The sequence below is a fragment of the Bradyrhizobium japonicum USDA 6 genome, from assembly GCF_000284375.1.
Lineage (GTDB): Bacteria > Pseudomonadota > Alphaproteobacteria > Rhizobiales > Xanthobacteraceae > Bradyrhizobium > Bradyrhizobium japonicum.
On sequence record NC_017249.1, the window covers coordinates 7,884,372 to 7,906,923 of the forward strand.

The window sequence follows — 22,552 nt, forward strand, 5'->3', positions numbered from 1 at the left end:
CTGCAACAGGGACCAGGGGCATGAGCGTCGACATCGGTGGACGGCTGCGATTCATCCGGGCGCACCACAAGCTGTCGCAGCGCGAGCTCGCCAAGCGCGCCGGGGTCACCAATTCGACGATCTCGCTGATCGAATCCAACCAGATGAACCCGTCGGTCGGCGCGCTCAAGCGCATCCTCGACGGCATCCCGATGGGGCTCGCCGAGTTCTTCGCGCTGGAGCCGGAGTCACGGCGCAAGATCTTCTATCGCGCCGAGGAGCTGACCGAGGTCGGCAAGAAGCCGATCTCGTATCGCCAGATCGGCGACAATCTGTTCGGCCGCAGCCTGCAGATTCTGAAGGAACGCTACGAGCCCGGCAGTGACACCGGACGCGTTCACCTCGTCCATGACGGCGAGGAAGGCGGCATCGTGATCTCGGGCAAGCTCGAAGTCACCGTCGAGGACGAGCGTCGCATCCTCAATCCCGGCGATGCCTACTATTTCGAGAGCCGCAGACCGCATCGCTTCCGCTGTGTCGGCGGCAAGCCGTGCGAAGTGATCTCGGCCTGCACGCCGCCGACGTTTTGAAGCGCATCGGCCTTATCCGGGATCCTACGGAGTGCCCCGGTGTCTTACGGAGCTTGAGCCATCTCAATTTCTGCGCGCCAAACCTCTATATGTTGCGAAACGTAGCCGAGAGACATTCCGGCACCGCTCCACAACCGGGCTCGCAGATGAAGATCACGCTCGCCAATGCAGAGGCTGCGCTCGATGAAGTGCAGCGCGACACCGACAAGCTCCATTCGCAGGAGCTGCGCAAGGCTATTGCAGACTACATCGAGACACAGCGAGAAGCGCTGAAGGCGCTCCGGAAGAAACTGCACTAGCAGGAGGCGGCGGAACGAGAAGATCTCGTCCCGCCTTTTTGCCTCAACGCTGCGTCAACAACTCCTCGATCCTGATCGGAAAGCGGCGGACGCGCACGCCGGTCGCATGCCACACCGCGTTGGCGACCGCGCCGGCGCTGCCGGTGATGCCGATCTCTCCGACGCCCTTGATGCCGAGCGCATTCACATGCGGATCGTGCTCCTCGACCGTGATCACGTCGAGCGGCGGCACGTCGGCATTCACGGGGATGTGGTACTCGCCGAGATTGGCATTCATGATCCTGCCGCTGCGGCGATCGATGATGGCCTCCTCGTGCAGCGCAAACGACATGCCCCAGATCATGCCGCCGAACAGCTGGCTCTTCACCAGATGCGGATTGACGATGCGTCCCGCGGCGAAGGCGCCGACCATGCGGGTGACGCGGACCTGGCCGAGTTCGGGATCGACCTTCACCTCCGCGAACACCGCGCCATGCGCATGCATCGCATATTCCTCCATCGCCGCAGGGTTCGGCGCGCCGATTCCGCGCGCCTCGATCTCGACGATGCGTGCGCGCGCGAGGATCTCGACGTAGCTCTCGCCGCGGCTCTCGTCATCACGCCGAATCAGTCGGCCGTTGCGCGCAATCACGCCGGCATTGCCGGCGCCGAACAGCGGCGAGCGCTCGTCGTTGGTGGCGAGATCTGCAAGCTTGGCTATCACGGCCGCGCCCGCGCTGTGGATCGCAGCACCCGCGGTTGCCGTATGCGCGGAGCCGCCGGCAATGCCCGCGTCGGGCAAGTCGGAGGAACCGGCCTTGAACTCGACGCGATCGATATCGAGCCCGAGCTCGTCGGCCGCGATCTGGGCCAACGCCGTCCAGGCGCCCTGCCCCATGTCGTGCGCGCCGATCTCCATCGCGCCGGAGCCGTCGAGGCGGATAACGGCGCGCGCCTCAGCCTGAAACATCAGCGCGGGGAACGTCGCGGTGCCCATCCCCCAGCCGACCAGAAGTCCGGCGTCATCGCGCATCTGCCTAGGCGGGAGCGAGCGCTTCGCCCAGCCAAAACGCGCTGCGCCCTGATCGTAGCAGGCACGCAGCGCTTTCGAGGAAAACGGCTTTCCCGTGATCGGCTCGACCTCGGCGTAGTTCTTCAGGCGGAAAGCCAGCGGATCGATGCCGCAGGCCCAGGCCATCTCGTCGATCGCGCTTTCGAGTGCGATCGATCCCGTCGCCTCGCCGGGCGCGCGCATGAACAGCGGCGTGCCGGTGTTGACGCGCACGGCGTCATGCGAGGTGCGGATCGCCGGGCTGGCATAGAGTGTATGCGAGGCATCCGCGGCGGGCTCGTAAAAATCGTCAAACGTGCTCGACACGGTTCTCGCGTGATGATCGAGCGCAGTCAGGCGCCCCTCACCATCGGTGCCAATGCGCAGCCGCTGGCGCGTCGGCGCGCGATGGCCGACCGGGCCATACATCTGCTCACGGCGCAGTACCAGCTTGACCGGCTTGCCGACCAGCTTTGCGGCCATGATGCCGAGGACCGGCGGACCAGCCATCAGCCCTTTCGAGCCAAAGCCGCCGCCGAGGAACGGGCTGCGGATGTGGATCTTGTCATGCGCGATGCCGAACAATTCGGCAACGCGCGCAAGCGACAGCATGAGCCCCTGGGTCGGCATGTCGATCTGCAGACTGTCGCCATTCCATGCGGCCACGATCGCATGCGGCTCCATCGCGTTGTGATATTGCGGCGGCGTTTCGTAAATCGCGTCGATCTGCTTCTCGGCCGCGGCAAGACCCGCCTCGATATCGCCGAGGTGATTTTCGGTGGGATTGCCGACGCCGACCACCGGCGGCACGTAACTCTCTCCGGCATCGAGACCGACCAGCGCAGGTAGCGTCTCGTAGCGCGGCGCCAGTAGCACCGCACCTTCGGTCGCGGCCTCCAGCGTCTCGGCGATCACGACGGCGATGGGCTGGTTGGCGTAGCGGACCTCGTCGCTTTGCAGGACTTCCATCCGGAACACGAACGGATTGGTCTTGATCTCCGGATCGATTGCGAGCTGCGGCCTGTGCTCAGATGTCATGACGTCGACGACGCCGGGATGACGCTTTGCGGCAGCGACATCGAGCGAGGTGACGCGGCCACGCGCGATGCTGGCGACGGCCATCACGGCAAACAGCATGCCGGGCGGATGATTATCGGCGGCGTAGGTCGCCTGCCCCTTGACCTTGAGGACGCCGTCGCGGCGGGTCAGCGGCTGACCGATGTTCGAGCCGTGGCGCAGATGGGCGGGCGCGCTGGATAGATTGAGCTCAGGCATGGATGGCTCCGGACGTCGAGGCAAAGGGAGAGGCCGGCAGCGCGGGAATGCGCGCAGGCGTACCGGCGGCGGCAAGGGTCAGAGCGCGCACGACGATGCGGCGTGCGAGCTCGATCTTGAAGGCGTTGTCGCCGGACGGTTTTGCGTCGGTGAGCGCGCGCCAGGCCGCTTCCTGGAAGGCATCTGCCGTGGGCGTAACGTCCTTGAGCACGTCTTCCGCGGCACGAGCGCGCCAGGGCTTTGCGGCGACGCCGCCGAGCGCCAGCCGCGCCTCCGCGACCTTGCCGTTCTCGATCCGCAACGCAGCCGCGGCCGAGACCACGGCGAACGCGTAAGACGTTCGCTCACGAACCTTGAGGTAGCGCGCATGCGTGGCAAAGCCGCGCGCCGCGGGCGGCAGCCGCACCGCGACGATGAGGTCGCCGGGTTCGAGCGCCGATTCACGCTCGGGCGTATGGCCCGGCAGGCGATGCAGCGCGTCGAGCGCGATCTCGCGGCGGCCGTTCCTGCCCTCGATCTCGACGACGGCGTCAAGCGCAACCAGAGGCACGCAGAAGTCCGACGGATGCGTGGCGATGCAGCCCTCGCTCCAGCCGAGCACGGCATGGGTGCGGTTCTCGCCCTCACGGGCGTCGCAGCCAGAGCCGGCCTCGCGCTTGTTGCAGCGGCTGGCGGTGTCGTAGAAATACGCGCAGCGCGTCCGTTGCAGCAAATTGCCGCCGACGGTCGCGGCATTGCGCAGTTGCGCGGACGCACCGGACAGCAGCGCCTCGGCGACGGCCGGATAGGATCTTGCGAAGTCTGCATCATGCGCGAGATCGGCGTTGCTCACCAGCGCGCCGATGCGCAACGATCCGTCAGCGAGAGTCTCGATCTGATCGAGTCCGTCGAGATGCGTGACATCGACCAGACGGTCCGGCCGGCTGATGCCGCCCTTCATCAGATCGAGCAGATTGGTGCCGGCGGCGAGATAAACAGCGCCCGGCTGAGCCGCCGCCGCAACGGCCTCGGCCACTGTGGCCGGCCTGATATAATCGAACGGTTTCATGCGGAGCGCCTCTGATTGGATTCGTCCATGCCGGCCTGGGCTTCCAGCACGGCATCGACGATGCCGGCATAGGCGCCGCAGCGGCAGAGATTGCCGCTCATGCATTCGCGGATGCGCTCCGGATCCTTGCCGGCCTGCGCCTCTTGCATCATGCCGATCGCGCTCATGATCTGGCCGGGCGTGCAGAAGCCGCACTGGAATCCGTCATGGGCGATGAAGGCCGCCTGCACGGGATGAAGCTGGTCGCCGCGCGCCACGCCTTCGATGGTGAGGATGTCGGCGCCGTCATGGCTGATGGCGAGAGCAAGGCAGGAGTTGATGCGTTTGCCGTCGACGAGAATGGTGCAGGCGCCGCACTGGCCGCGATCGCATCCCTTCTTGGTTCCGGTCAGATGGAGGCGCTCACGCAGGAGATCGAGCAGCGTGACGCGCGGGTCGTCGAGGACGAAGTCGCGCCGCGCACCGTTCACGGTGAGGCTGATGGAGTGGTTCATACAAGGCTCCGATCAGATATGGACATGAGTCATCGGCCAGCGCGCCACCTCCGTGGCCGCCGTCGATATACGTTGGCCGGGCGGAACCCCGCCAACATGTCAAGGAAGATACGGAGGCACCCTCCGCTTAACAAGGGCCGCCGAAAAATATTTGGAATTCGTCAAAAGCCCATGCGCAGACAACGCGATGCAGGCCTGGGAGGGTTCAATCTAACCAATTCGTGATCTACATTACCGCCATGGACGACCAGACCGACCAGATTCGGAAGCCCCGCGCCGACGCCGTGCGCAATCGCGAGCGCGTGCTCGAGGCGGCGAAGGTCGTCTTCAATGCAGGCGGTCCTGAGGCAAGCCTGGACGCCGTCGCCAAACGCGCCGGCGTCGGCATCGGCACGCTTTATCGGCATTTTCCGACTCGCGAGGATTTGTTCGAGGCGGTGTACCGGCGCGAGGTCGAGCAGCTCAGCGAGCTTGCCGAGCAATTGAAGAATGCCAAGGATCCGGTCGATGCGCTGCGCCGCTGGCTGCGCTCCAACGTCGAATTCGTTGCCACAAAAAAGGGCATGTCGGCCGCGCTGGCGCTGACGTTCCAGAGCTCATCGGAACTCGCGGCGTTCTCGATGGACCGGCTCACCAGGGCGATCGGCTCGCTGCTCGACCGCGCCGTCGCGGCCGGCCAGATGCGCGGCGATGTCAGCCCGGAGGATCTGCTCAGGGCACTCGTCGGCATGTGCTACATGCACGACCAGCCCGGCTGGCAATCCTCGGTGCTTCGGATGCTCGACGTGTTTGTCGACGGGCTGCGGGTGCAGCCGGCCGGCAAGGCCAAGGCGCGTGCCGCCAAGCCTACGAAGCCGGCGGTGAAACGGAAGCGATAGCACGCCGTATTTCCCATGGGGCGTGCTAGGGTTGGCATCGCCGGGATTTCAACGCGGAGCCTGTCATGCGCATCGCCGCCTTGCTCGTCGCTATCTGCGTTATCTTCAGCTCCGTCTCAGCACGTGCCGACGACGTCGCGGCGGCGCAAGGCGTCATCCGCGCCCAGGAACAGGCTTTCGCGCGCGACGATGCGGCGGCGGCCTATTCCTACGCCGCGCCGGCGATCAGGGAGATTTTCCCCGCGCCTGACATCTTCATGTCCATGGTGCAAAACGGCTACGCGCCGGTCTACCGGCACAGGAGCTTTGAGTTTGGCGAGAGCAGGAGCGACGGCAACTGGATCTCCCAACACGTCCACATCATCGATGCCAATGGCGAAGCCTGGGAGGCACTGTACACGCTCGAGCAGCAGAGCGACGGCAGCTACAAGATCACCGGTTGCTCGCTGCTCAAGCCGGGACGAGAAGTCTAGGTCGCAAAACCCGGTCCCGTCTTGACCGCATTCATTCGCGACCGGATCAGCAGCGTCAACACGATGCCGACATTGAGGGCATTCCACGCCACCCCGTTCGCGAACGCCGCGGCGTAGGAGCCCGTCGCGTCGAAGATGACGCCCGACACCCAGCCGCCGAAGGACATGCCGAACACCGAGGCAAAGATCACGATGCCGACCCGGGTTGCGGCCTCGCTCGCCGGCATCGCCTCGCGCACGATGATGGCGTAGCTCGGCACGATGCCGCCCTGGAACAGGCCGAACATCGCGGAGATGAGGTAGAGCGAAGTCAGGCTGTCGAAGAACAGATAGAACACCAGCGCAAAGCCCTGCGCCAGCGATCCGACCAGCAGGGTACGGATGCCGCCGATCTTGTCGGCTAGGTAGCCCGAGCCGATCCGGCTGACGATGCCGCAGGCCATCATCAACGACAGCATCTCGGCGCCGCGCGCGACGCCGTAACCGAGATCGCCGCAATAGGCGACGATGTGCACCTGCGGCATCGCCATGGCGACGCAGCAGGAGATGCTGGCGATCGAGAGCAGCACGGTCAGCGTATTGGTCGAAAGCTTGAGATCGACCCGCGGCGGCCGCGCATTGGCGTGATTGCGGACCTTGTCGTCACCCATCTGCGCGCGCAGGATCAGCACCAGGATCGTCATAAAGACCACGCAAACGAGGGCGATGCCGATATGCGTATGGCGCCAGCCGATCGTCTGCATGCCCGAGCTGATGAGCGGCGGCCACATCGTGCCCGCGACGTAATTGCCGCTCGCGACGATGGTCACGGCAAGTCCGCGATAGCGTTCGAACCAGTGCGAGGCCTCCGCCATCAGCGGCGCGAAGGTCGCCGAGGTGCCTAGCCCCACTAGGAAATAGGCCGCGACGAACTGCCAGAGCTGGGTCGAGAGCCCCGCCAGCACATTGGCAACGCCGATGAAAGCGATGCTGATCGCCATCGCCGGCACGATGCCGAACTTGTCGGTGATCTTGCCGGCGATCACGCCGCCGAGGCCGAAGCCGAACATCATCAGTGTGAAGGCCAGCGAGACCGCTGCGCGCGTGGCGGCGAACTCGGTCTGCACGACGGGAATCACCACCACGACGGCCCACATGCCGACGCCACCGATCGAGCCGATCAGCAGCGCAAGCAACAGCCGCACCCAAGCCTGACGCGAATCAGGGGTGAATGAGGCCGGTTTCTGTCCTGGAAGATTCGGCGCGTGCACAGGCCGGACCATGTTCGCTGACCGCCTTGCGGTCAAGCATCGTGCCGCGATATTGGGCATGCGCGGTGCACTGCGGTAAGAAGATGCTTGGCGAAGCCGCGCTTTGCCATTAGTTTGCAATCTGCGTGTGCAACATTGCCGCGCGAGGAGCCTGTCGGCGGAATGCTGTTGCGATTGACGCGATCGATGCGGATCAGGGTGGGGCGGATCATCGCCCTCGCCTATCTGTTCTGCGTGCTCGCGCCGGCGGCGGCGCTTGCCTGGGGTAGCGGTCCAGCACCGTGCCTCGACGACGCGCTGCTCGCCGATCTCGCGCCGGCGCATCACCAGATGCAGGCCAGCCACATGCATGGCGACGTGCCGCATGACCACGCCGGCACGCACGCGCATCACCAGGCCGCCGCACAGGACGCGCCCGCTCAACAACATCACCATGACGGCAAGGCTGGCCCGTGCTGCGCGATGATGTGCGTGAGCGCCCTGCCGGCCGACTTGCCCAGCGTCGCCAAGCCGCTTCAGCCGATCTCCGCCTGCGCGCCCGAGATCGTGGCCAGCCTGCACAGCGCGGCGCCGCCTCGGCACTACCGTCCTCCCATCGCCTGATCTGACGCGACGACGTCAGGGCCGCACGCGCATCCGCGTGCGCGAACCTGTGGTCTCTACGACAGATCAGGGATGACTCATGCTTACCCTTTCCGGGGCGAAGTTCGCCGCCGCATCCGCGGCGCGTGGACGACACTTTCGATTCAATTGGCCGCTGCTGGCCGGAACCGCATTGATATTGTCCGGCTGCATGCCGGCAACTGTGCCCGTGGCCGGCGCCGATCCTGCCGATCCGGCGGCGAAGGTCGCGCGCGTCGGCTATCGCTCGACGATTGCGCCCTACACCAGCCTGCGGCCTGCAGCGCCGGCACCGTGGCGAGAGCGCAACGACAGCGTCGCGCCGCAGCCGAAGCAAGACCGGTAGGAGCGCGGGATGGCACATCATTTCGCGCGGGGCCTGCTCGTGCTCACTGCGCTGGGACTATCCGGCTGCATGGCATTCTCGCCGGACGGAGGCATGGCGACGGTCTCGGACCTCACCAGCCAGACCATCAACAAGGACGTCGCCTTCGTGCGAACGGCCGAAGGTGCGGAGGCCGTCAACGCGACTGTCCGCCGCTTGCTGGCACGCACGCTGACCACCGAGACAGCCGTGCAGATCGCGCTGCTCAACAACAAGGGACTGCAAGCGACCTATAACGAGCTGGCGCTGGCCGAGACCGAGCTCGTCGAGCAGAGCCTGCCGCCCAATCCCGTGTTCTCGATCTCGCGCATCGCAGGGAATGGCGCGAGCGAGATAGAGCGTCAGGTGGTCGGCGACATCCTCGCGCTGGCCACGCTGCCGTTCCGCTCCGAGATCGCCCGCGACCGTTTCCGTCAGGCGCAATTGCGCGCGGCGTTGGCGACGCTGCGGCTGGCCGCCGATGTCCGGCGCGTCTATGTCCGTGCGGTCGCCGGAAACGACATGGTGGCGCTGCTCACCGATGCGAAGGCGACGGCGGAATCGACGGCGCAGCTTGCGGTCAAACTCGGCGAGACCGGCTCGATCAACAAGCTCGATCAGGCCCGCGAGCAGGTGTTTTACGCCGAGACCACCGCCGACCTCGCCACCGCGCGGCAGGCCGCAACGAGCGCCCGCGAAAGGCTCGCGCGCCTGATGGGGCTGTGGGACGGCGGCCTCGACTTCCGTCTGCCCGATCAACTGCCGCCGCTGCCACGCCGGCCGCAGGCACTGCCCTCGATCGAAGCCGATGCGGTGGCCCATCGCATCGATCTTCGGATCGCGCGGCTGGAGCTGACGGCGCTGGCAAAGTCGCTCAATCTCACCGAGGCGACGCGCTTCGTCACGCTGCTCGACCTCGCCGGCATCTCCCGCCGCACCCAGGATCCCGAGGGCCCACCGTTCCGCGAACGCGGCTTTGACGTGCAGTTCCAGATCCCGATCTTCGACGGCGGCGAGGTGCGGGTGCGGCAGGCGGCGGAGACCTACAATCTCGCCTTCAACCGCCTGACCGAGCGCGCCGTCAACGTCCGCTCCGAGGCGCGCGATGCTTATCGCGTCTATCGCTCCAGCTACGACATCGCCAGCCACTATCAGCGCGAAATCCTCCCCTTGCGAAAAATCATCACGGAGGAGATGCAGCTGCGCTTCTCCAGCATGCAGGTCGATATCTTCGCGCTGCTCACCGAAGCGCGGCAGCGCCTCGCATCGCTGCGCGGCGCAATCGATGCCAAGCAAAAATTCTTCCTCGCCCAGTCCGACCTCCAGACCGCCGTCAACGGCGGCGGCACACCTGGGTCGGGCGGCGACACTTCAAGCACCGTCGCTGCGGCAGCGCCTGCCGATGGCGGTCACTGACATGGAGGCCAACATGTTTTCCCGTCGAGGATTTTTAGGCACCGCCGCGCTCGCCAGCGCGTCGGCCATCAGCGGCCGTGTGCAGGCTGCGTCCATTCCGGAAGCGCCTCACATGGACAAGGTGGTGATGCAGCCGCCGCTGCATCCGATCAGCGGCCCCGACTATCGCCCCGTGGTCACGCTGAACGGCTGGTCGCTGCCGTTCCGCATGAACGGCGACTGGAAGGAATTCCACCTCGTCGCCGAACCCGTGGTGCGGGAATTCGCCGAGGGCATGAAAGTGAATCTATGGGGCTATAACGGCCAGTCGCCGGGTCCGACCATCGAGGCGGTCGAGGGCGACAAGGTCCGCATCTTCGTCACCAACAGACTGCCCGAATACACCACCGTGCACTGGCACGGCATGATCATTCCCAGCGGCATGGACGGTGTCGGCGGACTGACGCAGCCGCACATCCAGCCGGGAAAAACCTTCGTCTACGAATTCGAGATGAAGAAGAGCGGGACCTTCATGTACCACCCGCATTCCGACGAGATGGTGCAGATGGCGATGGGCATGATGGGCATGGTCGTCGTGCATCCGCGCGATCAAAGTTTCCGGCCCGTCGACCGCGACTTCGTCTTCGTGATGAGCACCTATCGCGTCGATCCCGGCACCTACCTGCCGCAGGTCAACGAGATGACCGACTTCAACATGTGGACCTGGAATTCGCGGGTGTTTCCCGGCATCGATCCCTTGCCGGTGCGACTCGGCGACAAGGTGCGCGTGCGCATCGGCAATCTCAGCATGACAAACCATCCGATTCATCTGCACGGCCACAGCTTTGCGGTGACCTGCACCGATGGCGGCTGGATTCCGGAGAGCGCGCAATATCCGGAGACGACCACCGACGTGCCGGTCGGCGCGGTGCGCGTGTTCGACGTTCTCGCCGACAATCCCGGTGACTGGGCGTTCCACTGCCACAAGTCGCACCACACCATGAACGCGATGGGGCACGAGGTGCGCAATCTGATCGGCGTGTCGCGCAAGGACCTCGCCAGGGCCGTCGGCAAGCTCGCACCTGACAGCATGGCGATGGGCTCGACCGGCATGGCCATGGGTAACATGGAGATGCCCGCGCCCGACAACACGCTGCCGATGATGACCGGCACCGGTCAGTTCGGGCCGATCGAGATGGGCGGCATGTTCACGGTGATGAAGATCCGCGAGGACCTCGCGCGCGACGATTATCGCGATCCCGGCCCCTACCAATTCCCGCAAGGCACCGTCGCCTACGAGGTCACGCCGCCGTCCGCAGAGCCGGCGCGGCAGCAAGGCGCGCCGATGAAGAACATGAAGATGTGAGCGTTTCGATGAACCACCACCAACTGGAGAACAAGATGAAGAAGACGATCAAACTCGGACTTGCGCTGGCTGCACTTTCGATCGCACCGGCGTTTGCCCACGACCAGCACGGGCACGGGACCTTTTCGGCCGGCGAGCCCGGCGATCCCAGGAAGCCCGCGCGCACGATCGAGGTCCTGCTGAACGAGATGGACTACGCGCCGGCCAGGATCGAGGTCAAACGCGGCGAGCAGATTCGTTTCGTGCTGCGCAATATCGGCAAGGAGGACCATGAATTCCTGCTCGCCACGACGAAGGAGAATCTCGCGCATGCCGTGGAGATGAAGAAGCATCCGCATATGGAGCACGACGATCCCAACGGCGTCAGGCTCGCGCCGAACAAGACGGCCGAGATCCTCTGGAAGTTCAGCAAGGCTGGCACGTTCGAATTCTCCTGCCTGATTCCCGACCACCGCGACTACGGCATGGTCGGCCACGTCACCGTGAAGTAACAAGGGAGACTCCCATGAAGCGCACCATCCGTATCGCCGCAGCGCTGGCGCTGACCGTCAGTTTTGTTGCCGAAGCCTTCGCGGCCCAGGGCGCCGCGATCAGCGGCGAGGTCAAGAAGATCGACGAAGGCGCCGGCAAGATCACGCTCAAGCACGGACCGGCGAAAAGCCTCGGCATGGATGAGCCCATGACCATGGTCTATCGGGTCAAGGACCCCGCTTTGCTCAAGCAGGTGAAGGTCGGCGACAAGGTGACCTTCGAGGCCGAGGAGGCGGCTTCGGGGTATACGGTGACGACGATGCAGAAGGCGAAGTAGGGCTACGTCGTCCGCAGCTGATTTCGGCGCCAAACGCTTCCACAACGTCATGGCCGGGCTCGTCCCGGCCCTCCACGCCTTCGGCGCGGCATGACGACTTCGTCCCCGCCAGAAGCCTGAAACACCCCGGTCTGACCTCCCGCCGCACCCTCCGTTAACCCTTTGCTAACCATACACCCGGCAAGAATTGCCGAGTGAAGTCGAGTGTCGTCAGCCGCGTAGAACGGGAGGTCCCCCGTGGACGCCAGTGCGGTGCCTCACTTTCGAAACGGCGGCCCTTCGGCCGCCGCGCAGACGTTTGGGGCGCGCGGGCGGCAGTCGCGCGGGGGAGCAGCTACCATGGTCGACGTCACCGCGGGACAGGGCGTAGGCGCCACGAACGCCGGCTTCCCCACCCTCACTGAGATCGGCAACATCCTCAAGCGCGGCGATATCGCGCTGGCGCTCGGCGTCCTCACCATCCTGGTGGTGCTGATCCTGCCGCTGCCCGCGATCGTGCTGGACCTGTTCCTGGCGATCTCGATCACGCTCTCGATCCTGATCCTGATGACGTCGCTGTTCATCCAGGCGCCGCTGGAATTCTCCGCCTTCCCGACCGTCCTCCTGATCTCGACCATGCTGCGGCTGTCGCTGAACATGGCCTCGACCCGCCTGATCCTGTCGCACGGGCACGAGGGCACGGATGCCGCCGGTCACGTCATCGAAGCCTTCGGCAGCTTCGTGATGGGCGGCAATTTCGTCATCGGCATCATCGTCTTCGCCATCCTGATCATCGTCAACTTCGTCGTCATCACCAAGGGTTCGGGCCGTATCGCCGAAGTCGCCGCACGCTTCCACCTCGACGCCATGCCCGGCAAGCAGATGGCGATCGACGCCGATCTCTCCGCCGGCCTGATCGACGAGAAGGTCGCCAAGCAGCGGCGCAAGGATCTCGAGGATGAGAGCGGCTTCTTCGGCGCCATGGACGGTGCCTCCAAATTCGTTCGCGGCGACGCCATCGCGGGCCTTTTGATCGTCTTCATCAATATCGTCGGCGGCATGATCATCGGCGTCGCGCAGCAGGGGCTCTCCTTCGCCGACGCCGGGCGCAGCTACACGCTGCTGACCGTCGGCGACGGTCTCGTCACCCAGGTGCCGGCGCTGATCGTCTCGACCGCGGCCGGCCTGCTCGTCTCCAAGGCCGGCGTGTCCGGCGCCGCCGACAAGGCGCTGATGAAGCAGTTCTCCGGCTATCCGCAGGCGCTCGCGATGTCCGCGGCGGTCATGCTGGTGCTGGCGGCCCTGCCGGGCATTCCGACCATTCCCTTCCTGGCGCTCGGCGCCGGCGCCGGCGCGCTCGCCTGGCACGCCCGCAACCGCAACCGGGTGACGGCCAGGGCCGAGGAAGCCGCCAGGACCGCACCTGCTCCGGGAACGCCAGGTGCGCCGGGCGCCGCTGCGGCCGAAGAGCCGATCTCGGCCGCGCTCAAGATCGACGACCTCAAGATCGAGCTCGGTTACGCGCTGCTGCCGCTCGTCAACGGCCCTGATGGCACCGACCGCCTCACCGAGCAGATCAAGGCGCTGCGTCGTTCGCTCGCCATCGAGATGGGCTTCGTGATGCCCGCCGTGCGTATCCTCGACAACGTCCAGCTCGAAGCCAACACCTACATCATCAAGATCAAGGAGGTCGACGCCGGCACCGGCAAGATCTGGCCGAACCAGTTCATGGTCATGGACCCCGGCGGCAGCCAGGTGCAGGTGCCCGGCATCCACACCACCGAGCCGACCTTCGGCCTGCCCGCAACCTGGGTCGATGCCAGCCTCAAGGAAGAAGCCTCGCTCAAGGGCTACACCGTCGTCGACGCCGCGACCGTGCTCTCGACCCACCTCACCGAGCTGCTCAAGGCCAACATGTCGGACTTGCTCTCCTATGGCGAGGTGCAGAAGCTGCTGAAGGAGCTGCCGAAGGAGCAGAGCGAGCTGGTCAAGGACATCGTGCCGGGCCAGGTCACGGTCTCCGGCATCCAGCGCGTGCTGCAGCTGCTGCTCGCCGAGCGCATCTCGATCCGCGATCTCTCGACCATCCTGGAAGGCATCGCCGACTCGCTCGCCTTCTCGCGCAATCCCGCGACCATGGTCGAGCATGTCCGCGCCCGCCTCGCGCGGCAGATCTGCGCGCAAAACACCTCCTACAGCGGTTATCTGCCGCTGATCGCGCTGTCGGCGCGGTGGGAACAGGCCTTCGCCGAATCCATCATCGGGCAAGGCGAGGAACGCAGCCTCGCGATGCAGCCCTCGAAGCTGTCGGAATTCATGACCGGCGTGCGCGAGGCCTTCGAGCGCGCCGCGCGCGAAGGCGAGGCGCCGGTGCTGGTCACGTCTGCGGCAATTCGTCCCTTCGTACGCTCTCTCGTCGAGCGGTTCCGGGCCCAGACGACGGTGCTGTCGCAGGCTGAAATCCACCCCAGGGCGAGGTTGAAAACGGTCGGAAGCATCTGATTTGCCTTAAGAAGCCGTATGTTTTTCGGCCACAGGCAAATGGTTTTTGAGTTCCTGGCGCCTTGTCGACCAAATGCAAACAAGGCGCCTCGCAAGCACATTACACCTTTGAAATAATTATATAATCGCACGATTGAGAGGTCGCTTTTGATCGCGACCTTTCACGTCCTGTCACGCTCTTGTGATGGCCCCTTGGGAACGAATCCCCCCAATACTAGGTTGTTGGGGACCGGAAGCATGAACCTCCCCCAACAGGGTAGCGACTACTTCGGGTAGATGGCGGCAGGAGCCTTCCATGAACCACTCGATTTACAGCGCTGATCGCTCGACCCACTTGAAAATCGTGGTCGTAGCCCTCGTCGCCGGGATCGCGGTGGCAGGCTTCGGCATCACGGCGGCACGCACGGGTTCGGACGAAGGCCTGACCCAGACCGCCCGCGTCATCAAGGCCGGCAAGCCGGTTGTTATCACCAGCTCGAACGCATCCCTCGTTCGATAAGGAGATTTGACGAGTTTTATGAATTCACGCGGCTCTTTACCAGCCCCCCAAAGTCGCCACGTGGATATGTAGACGACCCCAACCCCAAGTCGACTACGGAAAGCGCCCGCCCCCACGGGCGCTTTCTCATTTCTGGGGTATGATTTCGCTATGGACGCAGTGTAGGGAGCCCCCAAACACCGCTGTCATTCCCCGCGAAGGCGGGGAATCCAGTACGCCGCGCCCCCTCCGTATCCCACTGCCGTCTCTGGAATACTGGATCGCCCGCCCCAGGGCGCAATTGCGCACAAGGCGGACGATGATACCGAGTGTTTGGCGCTACCGCGCCCCATAAGTCGGCGGCGGCGCCTGCACCGTCGGCGCTGCGGCAGCGAAGAGCTCGTCCTTGCGGCCGGTGAGCGGCGGGTAGATGCGCTTGCAGTTGATGGTCTGCTTGGTCGCTTTTGCGGCCGCGCCAGTGGTGCGAACCTCGCGATCCCACCCTTCCGTATAGAGCGCGCCCCAGCCGCCGAGGTCGAGCACGGTCACGTACCAGTCGATGCGCAGCGGCAGCATCGGCAGGCCGGCGAGATCGGCCACGACGTTGTGACCGGCGAAGCGGCCCATGGGACGGGCGAACTGGCAGGACATCACGGTCGGGTGCAGTCCATCGACCACGCTCGAGGCGACATCGCCGGCGGCGAACACGCCCGGCACATCGGCAACCCGCATGAAAGGATCGACCAGCAGGCGGCCGAGGCGATCGCGTGCGCCCGCGAAGCTCTCGGCCAGCCGGCTCGCGCGCATCCCGGCGCACCAGATCACCGTCTGCGCCGGGATGAACTCGCCCGAGCTCAGGTGTATCCCGGCGGCCTCGACGGAAACGACGCGCACGCCAAGCCGCGTCTCGACGTCGAGCGAGGCCAAAGCCGTTTCGATGACGGGACGCGCATGCGCGCCGATGGTAGCGCCGACCGCAGGATTGGGATCGACCAGGACGATGCGGCGGCTGCCGGTGATGCCGGCGCGCGCCAGCCTGTCGGGCATCTCGGCCGCGACCTCGATACCGGTGAATCCGGCGCCGACCACCACGACCGTCGAGCGCCCCGGCGATGCCGCGCTGTGTCCGAGCGAGACGAGATGATTTTCGAGGATGAGCGCGGCGGCATAGGTATCGACGTCGAAAGCATGCTCGGCAAGGCCGGGGATGGCGGGACGCATCACTTCGCTGCCGAGCGCCAGCACCAGGCGGTCGTAGCTCAGCGTCTCCTCGCCGCCGCTCGTGACGAGAGAAATCTCGCGCCGTGCCGGGTCGATGGCTTCGACCTCGCCAATGCCATGGGTGACGCCGATCGGATCGAGCAGTTGCGGCAACGGCAGCGCGACCTCGCTGAGGTCGGCCTCGTAATTGCGCACCCGGATGTTGTGATAGGGATTGCGATCGACGACACGGATCTCGACGTCACGGCCGGCCGCGCCGATCTCGTCGCGCTTGCGCGCGGCGCCGATGGCCGCCCACAGACCCGCAAACCCGGCGCCGAGCACGACGATACGCGCCATGTCCGTTTACTGCCTTGTCCAAGAATTCCGGCGGCCTGCCCGCGCAGGCAGATATAGCTCATTCGACCGGATCGACCAACTGCGGCGGCGCCGCTCCGCTGCATAAAACCGCGGCTCAGGCCTCGCGCAATTCCGATGGCGTCGCGCCAAAACGCTTGCGGAAGGCGCGGTTGAAATAGGACAGGTCGGAGAAGCCCGAGGAATGCGCGATGTCGCTGATCTTGCGCGCCCTCGCGCGGGGATCGCCGAGCAGCTTGCGCGCCAGCACCAGGCGCTGCTCCAGCACGAATTCGGTGAAGGTCGTGCCGGCCTGCTCGAACAAGCGTTGCGCCTGGCGCGGACTGAGCCCTGAGCGCGTCGCGATCTCGGACAGACAGAGATCGTTGCGGCCGAGCGCGGCCATCACGTCGGCGCGCATGAGATCGAGACGGGCCGCCGCATGCCCGCGACCGCGCGCAAGGCTTGCGTGCTCCGCATCGGCGCCGAGCAGCAGGCCGACGAGATCGATCACGTGCTGCGCGGTCAGGCGTTGGCCGACGGCGTCGAGATGCGGCGCGTGATTGGCGGCGAGTGCGTGGTAGCGGAAGATCGTCTCGGCCACCGCGCCATCGGAGAGCACTTGCGACAGCTTGTCCTCGGCACGCGGATTGATGTCGAGCAGCGCGCGGCGCGGCATGCGGATGCTGGTGAAGCGATCTTCCTGGGTGTGGCCGACGCTGCCGGTGACGCCCATGTCGACCAGCACCATCTGCGCCGGCGCAAGCTCGACGGTGTGGCCGTTCTGCCCGACGCGGACGAGACCCGCATGCGCAGCGATCAGGACGAGATCGTCGCTGCCGTCGGCAAGATGGCTTTGCGTGCGCGAATATTGCGCGGAGGCACCTTCGGGAATGGCCAACGCGATATTGTCGACCACGCTGACCTGGAGCCGGCAATCGATGCTGTCGCCGTGGCTCGGCCCGACATCGAGGCCGCAGGGACCGAAGGCCCGCTCGCGCCAATGTTCGAAGGCCGGACCATGCGGAAGACCCGCATATTGGTGGACGAAGATGCCCGGCGTCTTAGCTGCATCCATCTGACTTCTAGCCCCTTCTCCGGCGCCATGATGTGCGGCGCCGACTGCAAATTCCGGGCATTTGACGCCGCGGATTGCGGGGAGGTTCAACGCGGGGGTGGATTCGGCGGGACTTGTCGGGTTGCGACGGCTGGACGGACCTTGGCGACGGTCGAGCGCCGTGTAGCCCGGATTGCGCTGCGCTCCATCCGGGCTACGGCGCCACGACAGCTACTTCTTCGCGGGCGCCTGCGGTTGAGACGGCGGCACGGTCTCGATCAGCTTGCCGGAAAACACCGGGGCCGAGGTCGGCTGGCCGTTGGGCGAGCCGCCGGCCTGCTCGACGGTAACGGCGAAGGTCGCACCGTTGACGACCTCGGGATCGAAGGAGCCGAGCACCGGGCGCGCGGTGAAATCGCCCGCGCCGATCACGCCGAGCGAGCGCGGACGCGGCAGCTTGTCGGAGATCAGCCAGAGCTCGAAGCTCTTGCCGGCCTCCGGCGTCGCGCCGACCTTGCGCACGGTGAAATTCCGCGTCGCGCCGTCGACCGTGAGGATGAAGGCGGGACCGCCGCCCTGGCCCTGCAACAGCGCGACATATTGCGCAGCAGCCGCGAGCGGCGCCGGCGTCTTCACTTCCACAATCTGGATGCGCGGCGCGGGACGCAAGCCGCCCGGCAGCGCATCGGGCCGGAAGATCTGAAGCGACAGCGTCACCAGCAGCGTGGCCGCAATCGCTCCCACGGCGGAGGCGATCGTGCGCCAACGCTTCACGCGGCTCTCGAGCCGGATGACGTTGCTGTTGTCGGCGACCGGCGCCGGCGGCGCGCGCACGACGTCAGGATCGGGCGCATGCACCTGCGGCATGAATATCGGCGCGATGTCGGGAAGCGCATCGGGTGCCGGCCGCGCCGTCCCGGGCTGCTCTGTTTCGGAAGGCTGCGGCTCCGATTGCGGCGCGACGTCCGGTGCCAGCTCGGGCGGTGCCGCTTCGATCGAGGAGGACTCCGGCACAGGTGGCGGCGGCGACGAAGCTTCCGGTGCAGGCGTCTCCTGCGCAAAGTCCGTCCGCGCAAGCTCGGACCGGATGTTCTCCCACACGATCGGACGCGGCTCGACCGAACCGACCATCTGGTTGAGGACGCCGAGCCGGTAAGCCCAGGCCTGCACGACATCGGCGAACGCCTTGTCCACGGCCATCATGGTCTCGACCTGCGCGCGCTCGTCGGCGTCGAGCGTGCCGAGCGCATATTCCGCGGCGAGCGCGATATGGTCCTCCGTGTAGGCCATCACTTGCAGTCCAGAACCACCCTCACAATGCAAGCCCTCACAATCCGAGGCACTCGCGGATATCCAACATGCTGCGCCGGAGCCACGTCTTCACCGTGTTGACGGGCGCGGCGAATTTTTCGGCCAATTGCTCGCGGCTCCAGCCGTTGTAATAGGCGAGAAGCACGAGCCTCTGACGATCCGGCTCGAGCCGGCCGATGCATTCCAGGAGCCGCTTCAACTCCTCGGTCATTTCCCTCCGCGCCAGCGGATCGGGGCTCTCGGCAGCGACTTCCATCGCCTGCGGCTCTTCCTCGATGGAGACTTCCGTCTTCTTGCGCACGATGTCGATGGCGCGGTTGCGCGCGATCGATGCCATCCATGTGATCGGCGACGACAAGGCCGGATTGAACTGGCCCGCGCCGTTCCAGATCTTGACGTAGGTCTCCTGAATGACCTCCTCTGCGAGATCCTGTCGACGCAAGATACGGAACACGACGCCATAGAGTTTCGCGCGCGTGGCGACGTAGAGGCGCTCGAACGCGGCCTGATCGCCCCTTGCGACCTCCCCAATCAGCCCGACCAGCTCTGCTGGCGTCAGCATTCAGCCCCCCACACACGGCCCGTCGCGTTCCGCGCGGGCCCTGGCACTCCGCTACCATAGCGCGCGGCAAAGCCCATCACCAAGGGGCGGCGCGCCACACTGTGGATAGCAAACGCAAAACCCGGACCTTGCGGGCCCGGGTTCGACGAATTCTCGGCTGTTGGACCCCTGGCTGCGCCGTCAGGCGACGGCGCCGATGCGGGCGCGCATCAGGCCGATGCTGTCGAGGTCGGCCTGCTCGCGGGCGTTTTCTTCGGCGCGCTCGCGGGCCTGGTCACGCTCGTCGAGGAGCTCGACCTTCTTCAGTTCCTCGAAGGCTTCGGCCAGCGCGGCCTTGGCTTCGTCGAGCTGGCCCTTCAATTCGTCGGCCGAGCGGGTCAGGTTCTCGCGGCGCTGAATCGCGGCCTTGGCATAGGTCGGATAAGCGAAGTGCGAGGGATCGTTGATCCCGGCACGCTCCTGCTCGGTCGTGATCTCGCGTTCAAGATCGGTCGACATCCGCTGGAAGTCGGCGATCATGGTCTCGATCTGGGTGACCCGGCGGCGCTTCTCGTCGACCTGAAATTTCTTCAGGCGGATGAGGGTATCACGTGACTTCATCGACTCATACTCCCCAGAAGTCCCCTGGCTGCACGTGGGACGTCACCGGTCTCCCCACAGGCCCGATTGGGGCCAAGACCGGCTCTGCTACTCTGTGAGAGCGGATGATGACCTGACAAAGTTAGCGTTCCGTTTCCAAATCACCGAGGATTTGCGCCAACTGGCGGTAGCCGTCCGCCAGTGATGCATTTTCGTCCTTGCGCTGGCGCAGGAACGCCTCCAGCGGCTCGTGCAGCCGGATCGCCTCGTCGACCTCGGGGCTGGAGCCGGCCCGGTAGGCCCCGAGCCGGATCAATTCCTCCATGTCGGCATAGGTCGCCATCACCTGGCGGGCCCGCTGGATGGTCGGCCAGAACTGCGGGTCGGCCGATTTCGGCATGGTGCGGGAGACGGATTTGAGGATGTTGATGGCGGGGTAACGGCCGCGCTCGGCGATCGAGCGCTGCATCACGATATGGCCGTCGAGGATGCCGCGGACGGCATCCGCGATCGGCTCGTTATGGTCGTCGCCGTCGACCAGCACCGTGAAGATCGCGGTGATCGCGCCCTCGCCCAGGCCCGGCCCCGCGCGCTCCAGAAGCTTCGGCAGCTCGGTGAACACGGTCGGCGTATAGCCCTTGGCGGTCGGCGGCTCGCCGGCGGACAGGCCGATCTCGCGCTGGGCCATGGCAAAGCGCGTCACCGAGTCCATCAGGCAGAGCACGTCCTTGTCCTCGTCGCGGAAATATTCGGCCACCGCGAGCGTCAGATAGGCGGCCTGGCGCCGCATCAGCGCCGGCTCGTCCGAGGTTGCGACCACCACGACCGAGCGCGCCAGGCCCTCCTCGCCGAGGTCGTCCTGCAAGAATTCCTGGACCTCGCGGCCGCGTTCGCCGATCAGCCCGATGACGCTGACCGCGGCATCGACGTTGCGCGCGAGCATCGACAGCAGCACCGATTTGCCGACGCCGGATCCTGCGAAAATGCCCATGCGCTGGCCGCGGCAGCAGGTGAGGAACGTGTTCATCGCGCGCACGCCGAGATCGAGCGGGGCGCCGACGCGCTTGCGCGAATGCGCCGGCGGCGGCGAATTGCGGTATGGCATCGGCGCAGGGCCCTGCGGCAACGGCCCCTTGCCGTCGATCGGTTCGCCCAGCGCGTTGACGACGCGGCCGAGCCAGGCCGATGACGGACGCACTTGATTGGCGGCATTGGCGATGACGGCCTTGCAGCCGCGGCGCACCCCGTCCAGGCCGGCGAACGGCATCACGACAGCGTTGTTGTCGGAAAAGCCGATCACCTCGCAGGGAATGGAACGGTTCGCGCCGGTCTCGATCACGAGCCGCGCACCGACCGACATCGCGTGAATGGGTCCGGCCACCTCGACCATCAGGCCGCGAACGCCGACCACGCGGCCATAGATGTTGACGCCGTCGATGTCGCCGATCTGTTCGGCAAGGGCCTTCATCAGCGGCGCGCCTTCAACAAGAGGACCTTCATGAGGTGATCGCCTTCGATCCCGGGCATCATGGCGAAAGACTTAAGTTTCGCCATATTTCTGAACGGCGCTTAACTTCGTGTTTACCCGCATCGTTAATCATTGCGTCACTGTCTTTGTGACTGAGCGTGGCTCCCCTTCAGAAGAAGGCTGAGTCGCGGGAGTCGGTTAGGCCCGTCTCTTAAAGTGGAACTTGAACGGTACGGGGTGACGAAAGCTGCTTCGCGCGCAAGACCTTAGGGCGATTCGACAAAAATTGCACCGGGGGGACTTGCGCTCCAGAATCAGAGTTTGTTAACCATCTGTTGTCAGGATCCGAATCAGTTGTTCAAAGGCGTTTTGTTGAGTGCCGCGAATGCGGCCGACCTGACGCCCGGGAGCGGCGACTATGGGGAACTGGCATGCGCGTTTTGCTGATTGAAGATGACAGCGCCGTCGCGCAGTCGATCGAGCTGATGTTGAAGTCTGAGAGCTTCAACGTCTACACGACCGATTTGGGGGAAGAAGGCGTCGATCTCGGTAAGTTATACGATTACGACATTATTCTTCTCGACCTCAACCTGCCCGACATGTCCGGTTACGACGTGCTCAAGCAGCTTCGGGTCTCCAAGATCAAGACACCGATTCTGATCCTCTCCGGCCTCGCCGGCATCGAGGACAAGGTCAAGGGTCTCGGCGTCGGCGCCGACGACTACATGACCAAGCCCTTCCACAAGGACGAGCTGGTGGCCCGCATCCACGCGATCGTGCGCCGCTCCAAGGGCCATGCCCAGTCGGTCATCCAGACCGGCGACCTCGTCGTCAACCTCGACACCAAGACGGTGGAAGTCGGCGGCCAGCGCGTGCATCTGACCGGCAAGGAATACCAGATGCTGGAGCTCCTCTCGCTCCGAAAGGGCACGACCCTCACCAAGGAAATGTTCCTCAACCACCTCTATGGCGGCATGGACGAGCCGGAGCTGAAGATCATCGACGTCTTCATCTGCAAGCTCCGCAAGAAGCTCGCCAACGCTTCCGAGGGCCGCAACTTCATCGAGACCGTGTGGGGCCGCGGCTACGTGCTGCGCGAGCCGCACGAGCACGAAGAGCGCATTCCCGCCTGATCCTGGGCTTTACGTCGCGAGCCCCCGGGGCTCGCTCCTCCCAGCCTGGACCCCGC

The 22,552-nt window shown here is 65.4% G+C and carries 23 protein-coding genes; 13 read left to right on the forward strand and 10 right to left on the reverse strand.

Annotation, left to right across the window (positions count from 1 at the left end):
* The first annotated feature begins 20 nt into the window (after positions 1-20).
* Complete coding sequence (locus tag BJ6T_RS36775) at positions 21-569, forward strand: cupin domain-containing protein (protein ID WP_014497670.1); 549 nt, start codon at positions 21-23, stop codon at positions 567-569.
* Between the two features lie 146 nt (positions 570-715).
* The gene (locus BJ6T_RS47700) at positions 716-868 is read left to right on the forward strand and encodes a hypothetical protein (RefSeq protein WP_166082130.1); all 153 of its coding nucleotides are present in this window, start codon (positions 716-718) and stop codon (positions 866-868) included.
* Between the two features lie 43 nt (positions 869-911).
* On the opposite strand, the gene BJ6T_RS36780 is transcribed toward BJ6T_RS47700, so the two are convergent.
* The 3 genes from BJ6T_RS36780 to BJ6T_RS36790 are packed head-to-tail and all read right to left on the reverse strand — an operon-like array spanning position 912 to position 4,715.
* On the reverse strand, positions 912-3,173 hold the full coding sequence (locus BJ6T_RS36780) for a xanthine dehydrogenase family protein molybdopterin-binding subunit (RefSeq protein WP_014497672.1): 2,262 nt from the start codon (positions 3,171-3,173) through the stop codon (positions 912-914).
* Positions 3,166-4,221: an FAD binding domain-containing protein gene (locus BJ6T_RS36785; RefSeq protein ID WP_014497673.1), complete on the reverse strand. Its 1,056-nt coding sequence runs from the start codon at positions 4,219-4,221 to the stop codon at positions 3,166-3,168. The genes BJ6T_RS36780 and BJ6T_RS36785 overlap by 8 nt, the downstream gene beginning before the upstream one ends.
* The gene (locus tag BJ6T_RS36790) at positions 4,218-4,715 is read right to left on the reverse strand and encodes a (2Fe-2S)-binding protein (RefSeq protein ID WP_014497674.1); all 498 of its coding nucleotides are present in this window, start codon (positions 4,713-4,715) and stop codon (positions 4,218-4,220) included. Before BJ6T_RS36790 ends, BJ6T_RS36785 begins: the two co-directional genes overlap by 4 nt.
* 239 nt (positions 4,716-4,954) lie before the next feature.
* Between BJ6T_RS36790 and BJ6T_RS36795 the strand changes: the two genes are divergently transcribed.
* The gene (locus tag BJ6T_RS36795; RefSeq protein WP_028170046.1) at positions 4,955-5,593 is read left to right on the forward strand and encodes a TetR/AcrR family transcriptional regulator; all 639 of its coding nucleotides are present in this window, start codon (positions 4,955-4,957) and stop codon (positions 5,591-5,593) included.
* Between the two features lie 65 nt (positions 5,594-5,658).
* The gene (locus tag BJ6T_RS36800) at positions 5,659-6,066 is read left to right on the forward strand and encodes a DUF4864 domain-containing protein (RefSeq protein WP_014497676.1); all 408 of its coding nucleotides are present in this window, start codon (positions 5,659-5,661) and stop codon (positions 6,064-6,066) included.
* Here BJ6T_RS36800 and BJ6T_RS36805 read toward each other — a convergent pair.
* Entirely contained in the window at positions 6,063-7,328 is a 1,266-nt protein-coding gene (locus BJ6T_RS36805) for an MFS transporter (protein ID WP_028170045.1), read from the reverse strand. The genes BJ6T_RS36800 and BJ6T_RS36805 overlap by 4 nt on opposite strands.
* A gap of 150 nt (positions 7,329-7,478) precedes the next feature.
* Here BJ6T_RS36805 and BJ6T_RS36810 point away from each other — a divergent pair, with 150 nt between their 5' ends.
* From BJ6T_RS36810 to BJ6T_RS36845, 8 genes are all read left to right on the forward strand, one after another.
* The gene (locus tag BJ6T_RS36810; RefSeq protein WP_014497678.1) at positions 7,479-7,919 is read left to right on the forward strand and encodes a hypothetical protein; all 441 of its coding nucleotides are present in this window, start codon (positions 7,479-7,481) and stop codon (positions 7,917-7,919) included.
* 79 nt (positions 7,920-7,998) lie between these two features.
* Positions 7,999-8,283, forward strand: coding sequence for a hypothetical protein (locus BJ6T_RS36815; RefSeq protein ID WP_014497679.1), 285 nt, complete (start codon positions 7,999-8,001; stop codon positions 8,281-8,283).
* A gap of 9 nt (positions 8,284-8,292) precedes the next feature.
* Positions 8,293-9,717: a TolC family protein gene (locus BJ6T_RS36820; protein WP_014497680.1), complete on the forward strand. Its 1,425-nt coding sequence runs from the start codon at positions 8,293-8,295 to the stop codon at positions 9,715-9,717.
* A gap of 13 nt (positions 9,718-9,730) precedes the next feature.
* The gene (locus BJ6T_RS36825) at positions 9,731-11,062 is read left to right on the forward strand and encodes a copper oxidase (RefSeq protein WP_028170044.1); all 1,332 of its coding nucleotides are present in this window, start codon (positions 9,731-9,733) and stop codon (positions 11,060-11,062) included.
* Positions 11,063-11,097: 35 nt separating this feature from the next.
* The gene (locus BJ6T_RS36830; RefSeq protein WP_028170043.1) at positions 11,098-11,553 is read left to right on the forward strand and encodes a cupredoxin domain-containing protein; all 456 of its coding nucleotides are present in this window, start codon (positions 11,098-11,100) and stop codon (positions 11,551-11,553) included.
* A 14-nt stretch (positions 11,554-11,567) separates the two neighbouring features.
* The gene (locus BJ6T_RS36835) at positions 11,568-11,870 is read left to right on the forward strand and encodes a copper-binding protein (protein ID WP_014497683.1); all 303 of its coding nucleotides are present in this window, start codon (positions 11,568-11,570) and stop codon (positions 11,868-11,870) included.
* Positions 11,871-12,209: 339 nt separating this feature from the next.
* The gene (gene flhA, locus BJ6T_RS36840; RefSeq protein WP_014497684.1) at positions 12,210-14,351 is read left to right on the forward strand and encodes a flagellar biosynthesis protein FlhA; all 2,142 of its coding nucleotides are present in this window, start codon (positions 12,210-12,212) and stop codon (positions 14,349-14,351) included.
* 295 nt (positions 14,352-14,646) lie between these two features.
* A complete protein-coding gene (locus BJ6T_RS36845) occupies positions 14,647-14,850 on the forward strand; it encodes a hypothetical protein (protein ID WP_014497685.1) in 204 nt (67 codons plus the stop codon).
* A gap of 318 nt (positions 14,851-15,168) precedes the next feature.
* Here BJ6T_RS36845 and BJ6T_RS36850 read toward each other — a convergent pair whose 3' ends face one another.
* From BJ6T_RS36850 to fliI, 6 genes are all read right to left on the reverse strand, one after another.
* Positions 15,169-16,389, reverse strand: a complete 1,221-nt coding sequence (locus BJ6T_RS36850; protein ID WP_014497686.1) for an NAD(P)/FAD-dependent oxidoreductase — start codon at positions 16,387-16,389, stop codon at positions 15,169-15,171.
* A 115-nt stretch (positions 16,390-16,504) separates the two neighbouring features.
* Complete coding sequence (locus BJ6T_RS36855) at positions 16,505-17,464, reverse strand: helix-turn-helix transcriptional regulator (RefSeq protein ID WP_014497687.1); 960 nt, start codon at positions 17,462-17,464, stop codon at positions 16,505-16,507.
* A gap of 210 nt (positions 17,465-17,674) precedes the next feature.
* On the reverse strand, positions 17,675-18,733 hold the full coding sequence (locus tag BJ6T_RS36860; RefSeq protein WP_014497688.1) for an anti-sigma factor: 1,059 nt from the start codon (positions 18,731-18,733) through the stop codon (positions 17,675-17,677).
* Positions 18,734-18,770: 37 nt separating this feature from the next.
* Positions 18,771-19,316 (reverse strand): sigma-70 family RNA polymerase sigma factor, encoded by a 546-nt coding sequence (locus tag BJ6T_RS36865; RefSeq protein WP_014497689.1) that lies wholly within the window; start codon positions 19,314-19,316, stop codon positions 18,771-18,773.
* A gap of 180 nt (positions 19,317-19,496) precedes the next feature.
* Positions 19,497-19,916 carry a flagellar export protein FliJ gene (fliJ, locus tag BJ6T_RS36870; protein WP_008138882.1) on the reverse strand — a complete coding sequence of 140 codons (420 nt, stop codon included), beginning with the start codon at positions 19,914-19,916 and terminating at the stop codon, positions 19,497-19,499.
* 121 nt (positions 19,917-20,037) lie between these two features.
* Positions 20,038-21,363 (reverse strand): flagellar protein export ATPase FliI, encoded by a 1,326-nt coding sequence (gene fliI / locus BJ6T_RS36875; protein ID WP_014497690.1) that lies wholly within the window; start codon positions 21,361-21,363, stop codon positions 20,038-20,040.
* A gap of 431 nt (positions 21,364-21,794) precedes the next feature.
* Here fliI and ctrA point away from each other — a divergent pair, with 431 nt between their 5' ends.
* Positions 21,795-22,496, forward strand: coding sequence for a response regulator transcription factor CtrA (ctrA, locus tag BJ6T_RS36880; protein ID WP_008138878.1), 702 nt, complete (start codon positions 21,795-21,797; stop codon positions 22,494-22,496).
* Positions 22,497-22,552: the final 56 nt, after the last annotated feature.

Bases quoted from the DNA above. Each gene is read 5' to 3' on its own strand.
- BJ6T_RS36795 (WP_028170046.1), top strand. From the start codon at position 4,955: ATGGACGACCAGACCGACCAGATTCGGAAGCCCCGCGCCGACGCCGTG.
- BJ6T_RS36780 (WP_014497672.1), bottom strand. From the start codon at position 3,173: ATGCCTGAGCTCAATCTATCCAGCGCGCCCGCCCATCTGCGCCACGGC.
- BJ6T_RS36815 (WP_014497679.1), top strand. From the start codon at position 7,999: ATGCTTACCCTTTCCGGGGCGAAGTTCGCCGCCGCATCCGCGGCGCGT.
- BJ6T_RS36775 (WP_014497670.1), top strand. From the start codon at position 21: ATGAGCGTCGACATCGGTGGACGGCTGCGATTCATCCGGGCGCACCAC.
- BJ6T_RS36850 (WP_014497686.1), bottom strand. From the start codon at position 16,389: ATGGCGCGTATCGTCGTGCTCGGCGCCGGGTTTGCGGGTCTGTGGGCG.
- BJ6T_RS36860 (WP_014497688.1), bottom strand. From the start codon at position 18,733: ATGGCCTACACGGAGGACCATATCGCGCTCGCCGCGGAATATGCGCTC.
- BJ6T_RS36820 (WP_014497680.1), top strand. From the start codon at position 8,293: ATGGCACATCATTTCGCGCGGGGCCTGCTCGTGCTCACTGCGCTGGGA.
- BJ6T_RS36865 (WP_014497689.1), bottom strand. From the start codon at position 19,316: ATGCTGACGCCAGCAGAGCTGGTCGGGCTGATTGGGGAGGTCGCAAGG.
- BJ6T_RS36830 (WP_028170043.1), top strand. From the start codon at position 11,098: ATGAAGAAGACGATCAAACTCGGACTTGCGCTGGCTGCACTTTCGATC.
- BJ6T_RS36790 (WP_014497674.1), bottom strand. From the start codon at position 4,715: ATGAACCACTCCATCAGCCTCACCGTGAACGGTGCGCGGCGCGACTTC.
- BJ6T_RS36845 (WP_014497685.1), top strand. From the start codon at position 14,647: ATGAACCACTCGATTTACAGCGCTGATCGCTCGACCCACTTGAAAATC.
- BJ6T_RS36810 (WP_014497678.1), top strand. From the start codon at position 7,479: ATGCTGTTGCGATTGACGCGATCGATGCGGATCAGGGTGGGGCGGATC.
- ctrA (WP_008138878.1), top strand. From the start codon at position 21,795: ATGCGCGTTTTGCTGATTGAAGATGACAGCGCCGTCGCGCAGTCGATC.
- BJ6T_RS36800 (WP_014497676.1), top strand. From the start codon at position 5,659: ATGCGCATCGCCGCCTTGCTCGTCGCTATCTGCGTTATCTTCAGCTCC.
- BJ6T_RS47700 (WP_166082130.1), top strand. From the start codon at position 716: ATGAAGATCACGCTCGCCAATGCAGAGGCTGCGCTCGATGAAGTGCAG.
- BJ6T_RS36835 (WP_014497683.1), top strand. From the start codon at position 11,568: ATGAAGCGCACCATCCGTATCGCCGCAGCGCTGGCGCTGACCGTCAGT.
- BJ6T_RS36855 (WP_014497687.1), bottom strand. From the start codon at position 17,464: ATGGATGCAGCTAAGACGCCGGGCATCTTCGTCCACCAATATGCGGGT.
- BJ6T_RS36785 (WP_014497673.1), bottom strand. From the start codon at position 4,221: ATGAAACCGTTCGATTATATCAGGCCGGCCACAGTGGCCGAGGCCGTT.
- flhA (WP_014497684.1), top strand. From the start codon at position 12,210: ATGGTCGACGTCACCGCGGGACAGGGCGTAGGCGCCACGAACGCCGGC.
- BJ6T_RS36805 (WP_028170045.1), bottom strand. From the start codon at position 7,328: ATGGTCCGGCCTGTGCACGCGCCGAATCTTCCAGGACAGAAACCGGCC.
- fliJ (WP_008138882.1), bottom strand. From the start codon at position 19,916: ATGAAGTCACGTGATACCCTCATCCGCCTGAAGAAATTTCAGGTCGAC.
- fliI (WP_014497690.1), bottom strand. From the start codon at position 21,363: ATGAAGGCCCTTGCCGAACAGATCGGCGACATCGACGGCGTCAACATC.
- BJ6T_RS36825 (WP_028170044.1), top strand. From the start codon at position 9,731: ATGTTTTCCCGTCGAGGATTTTTAGGCACCGCCGCGCTCGCCAGCGCG.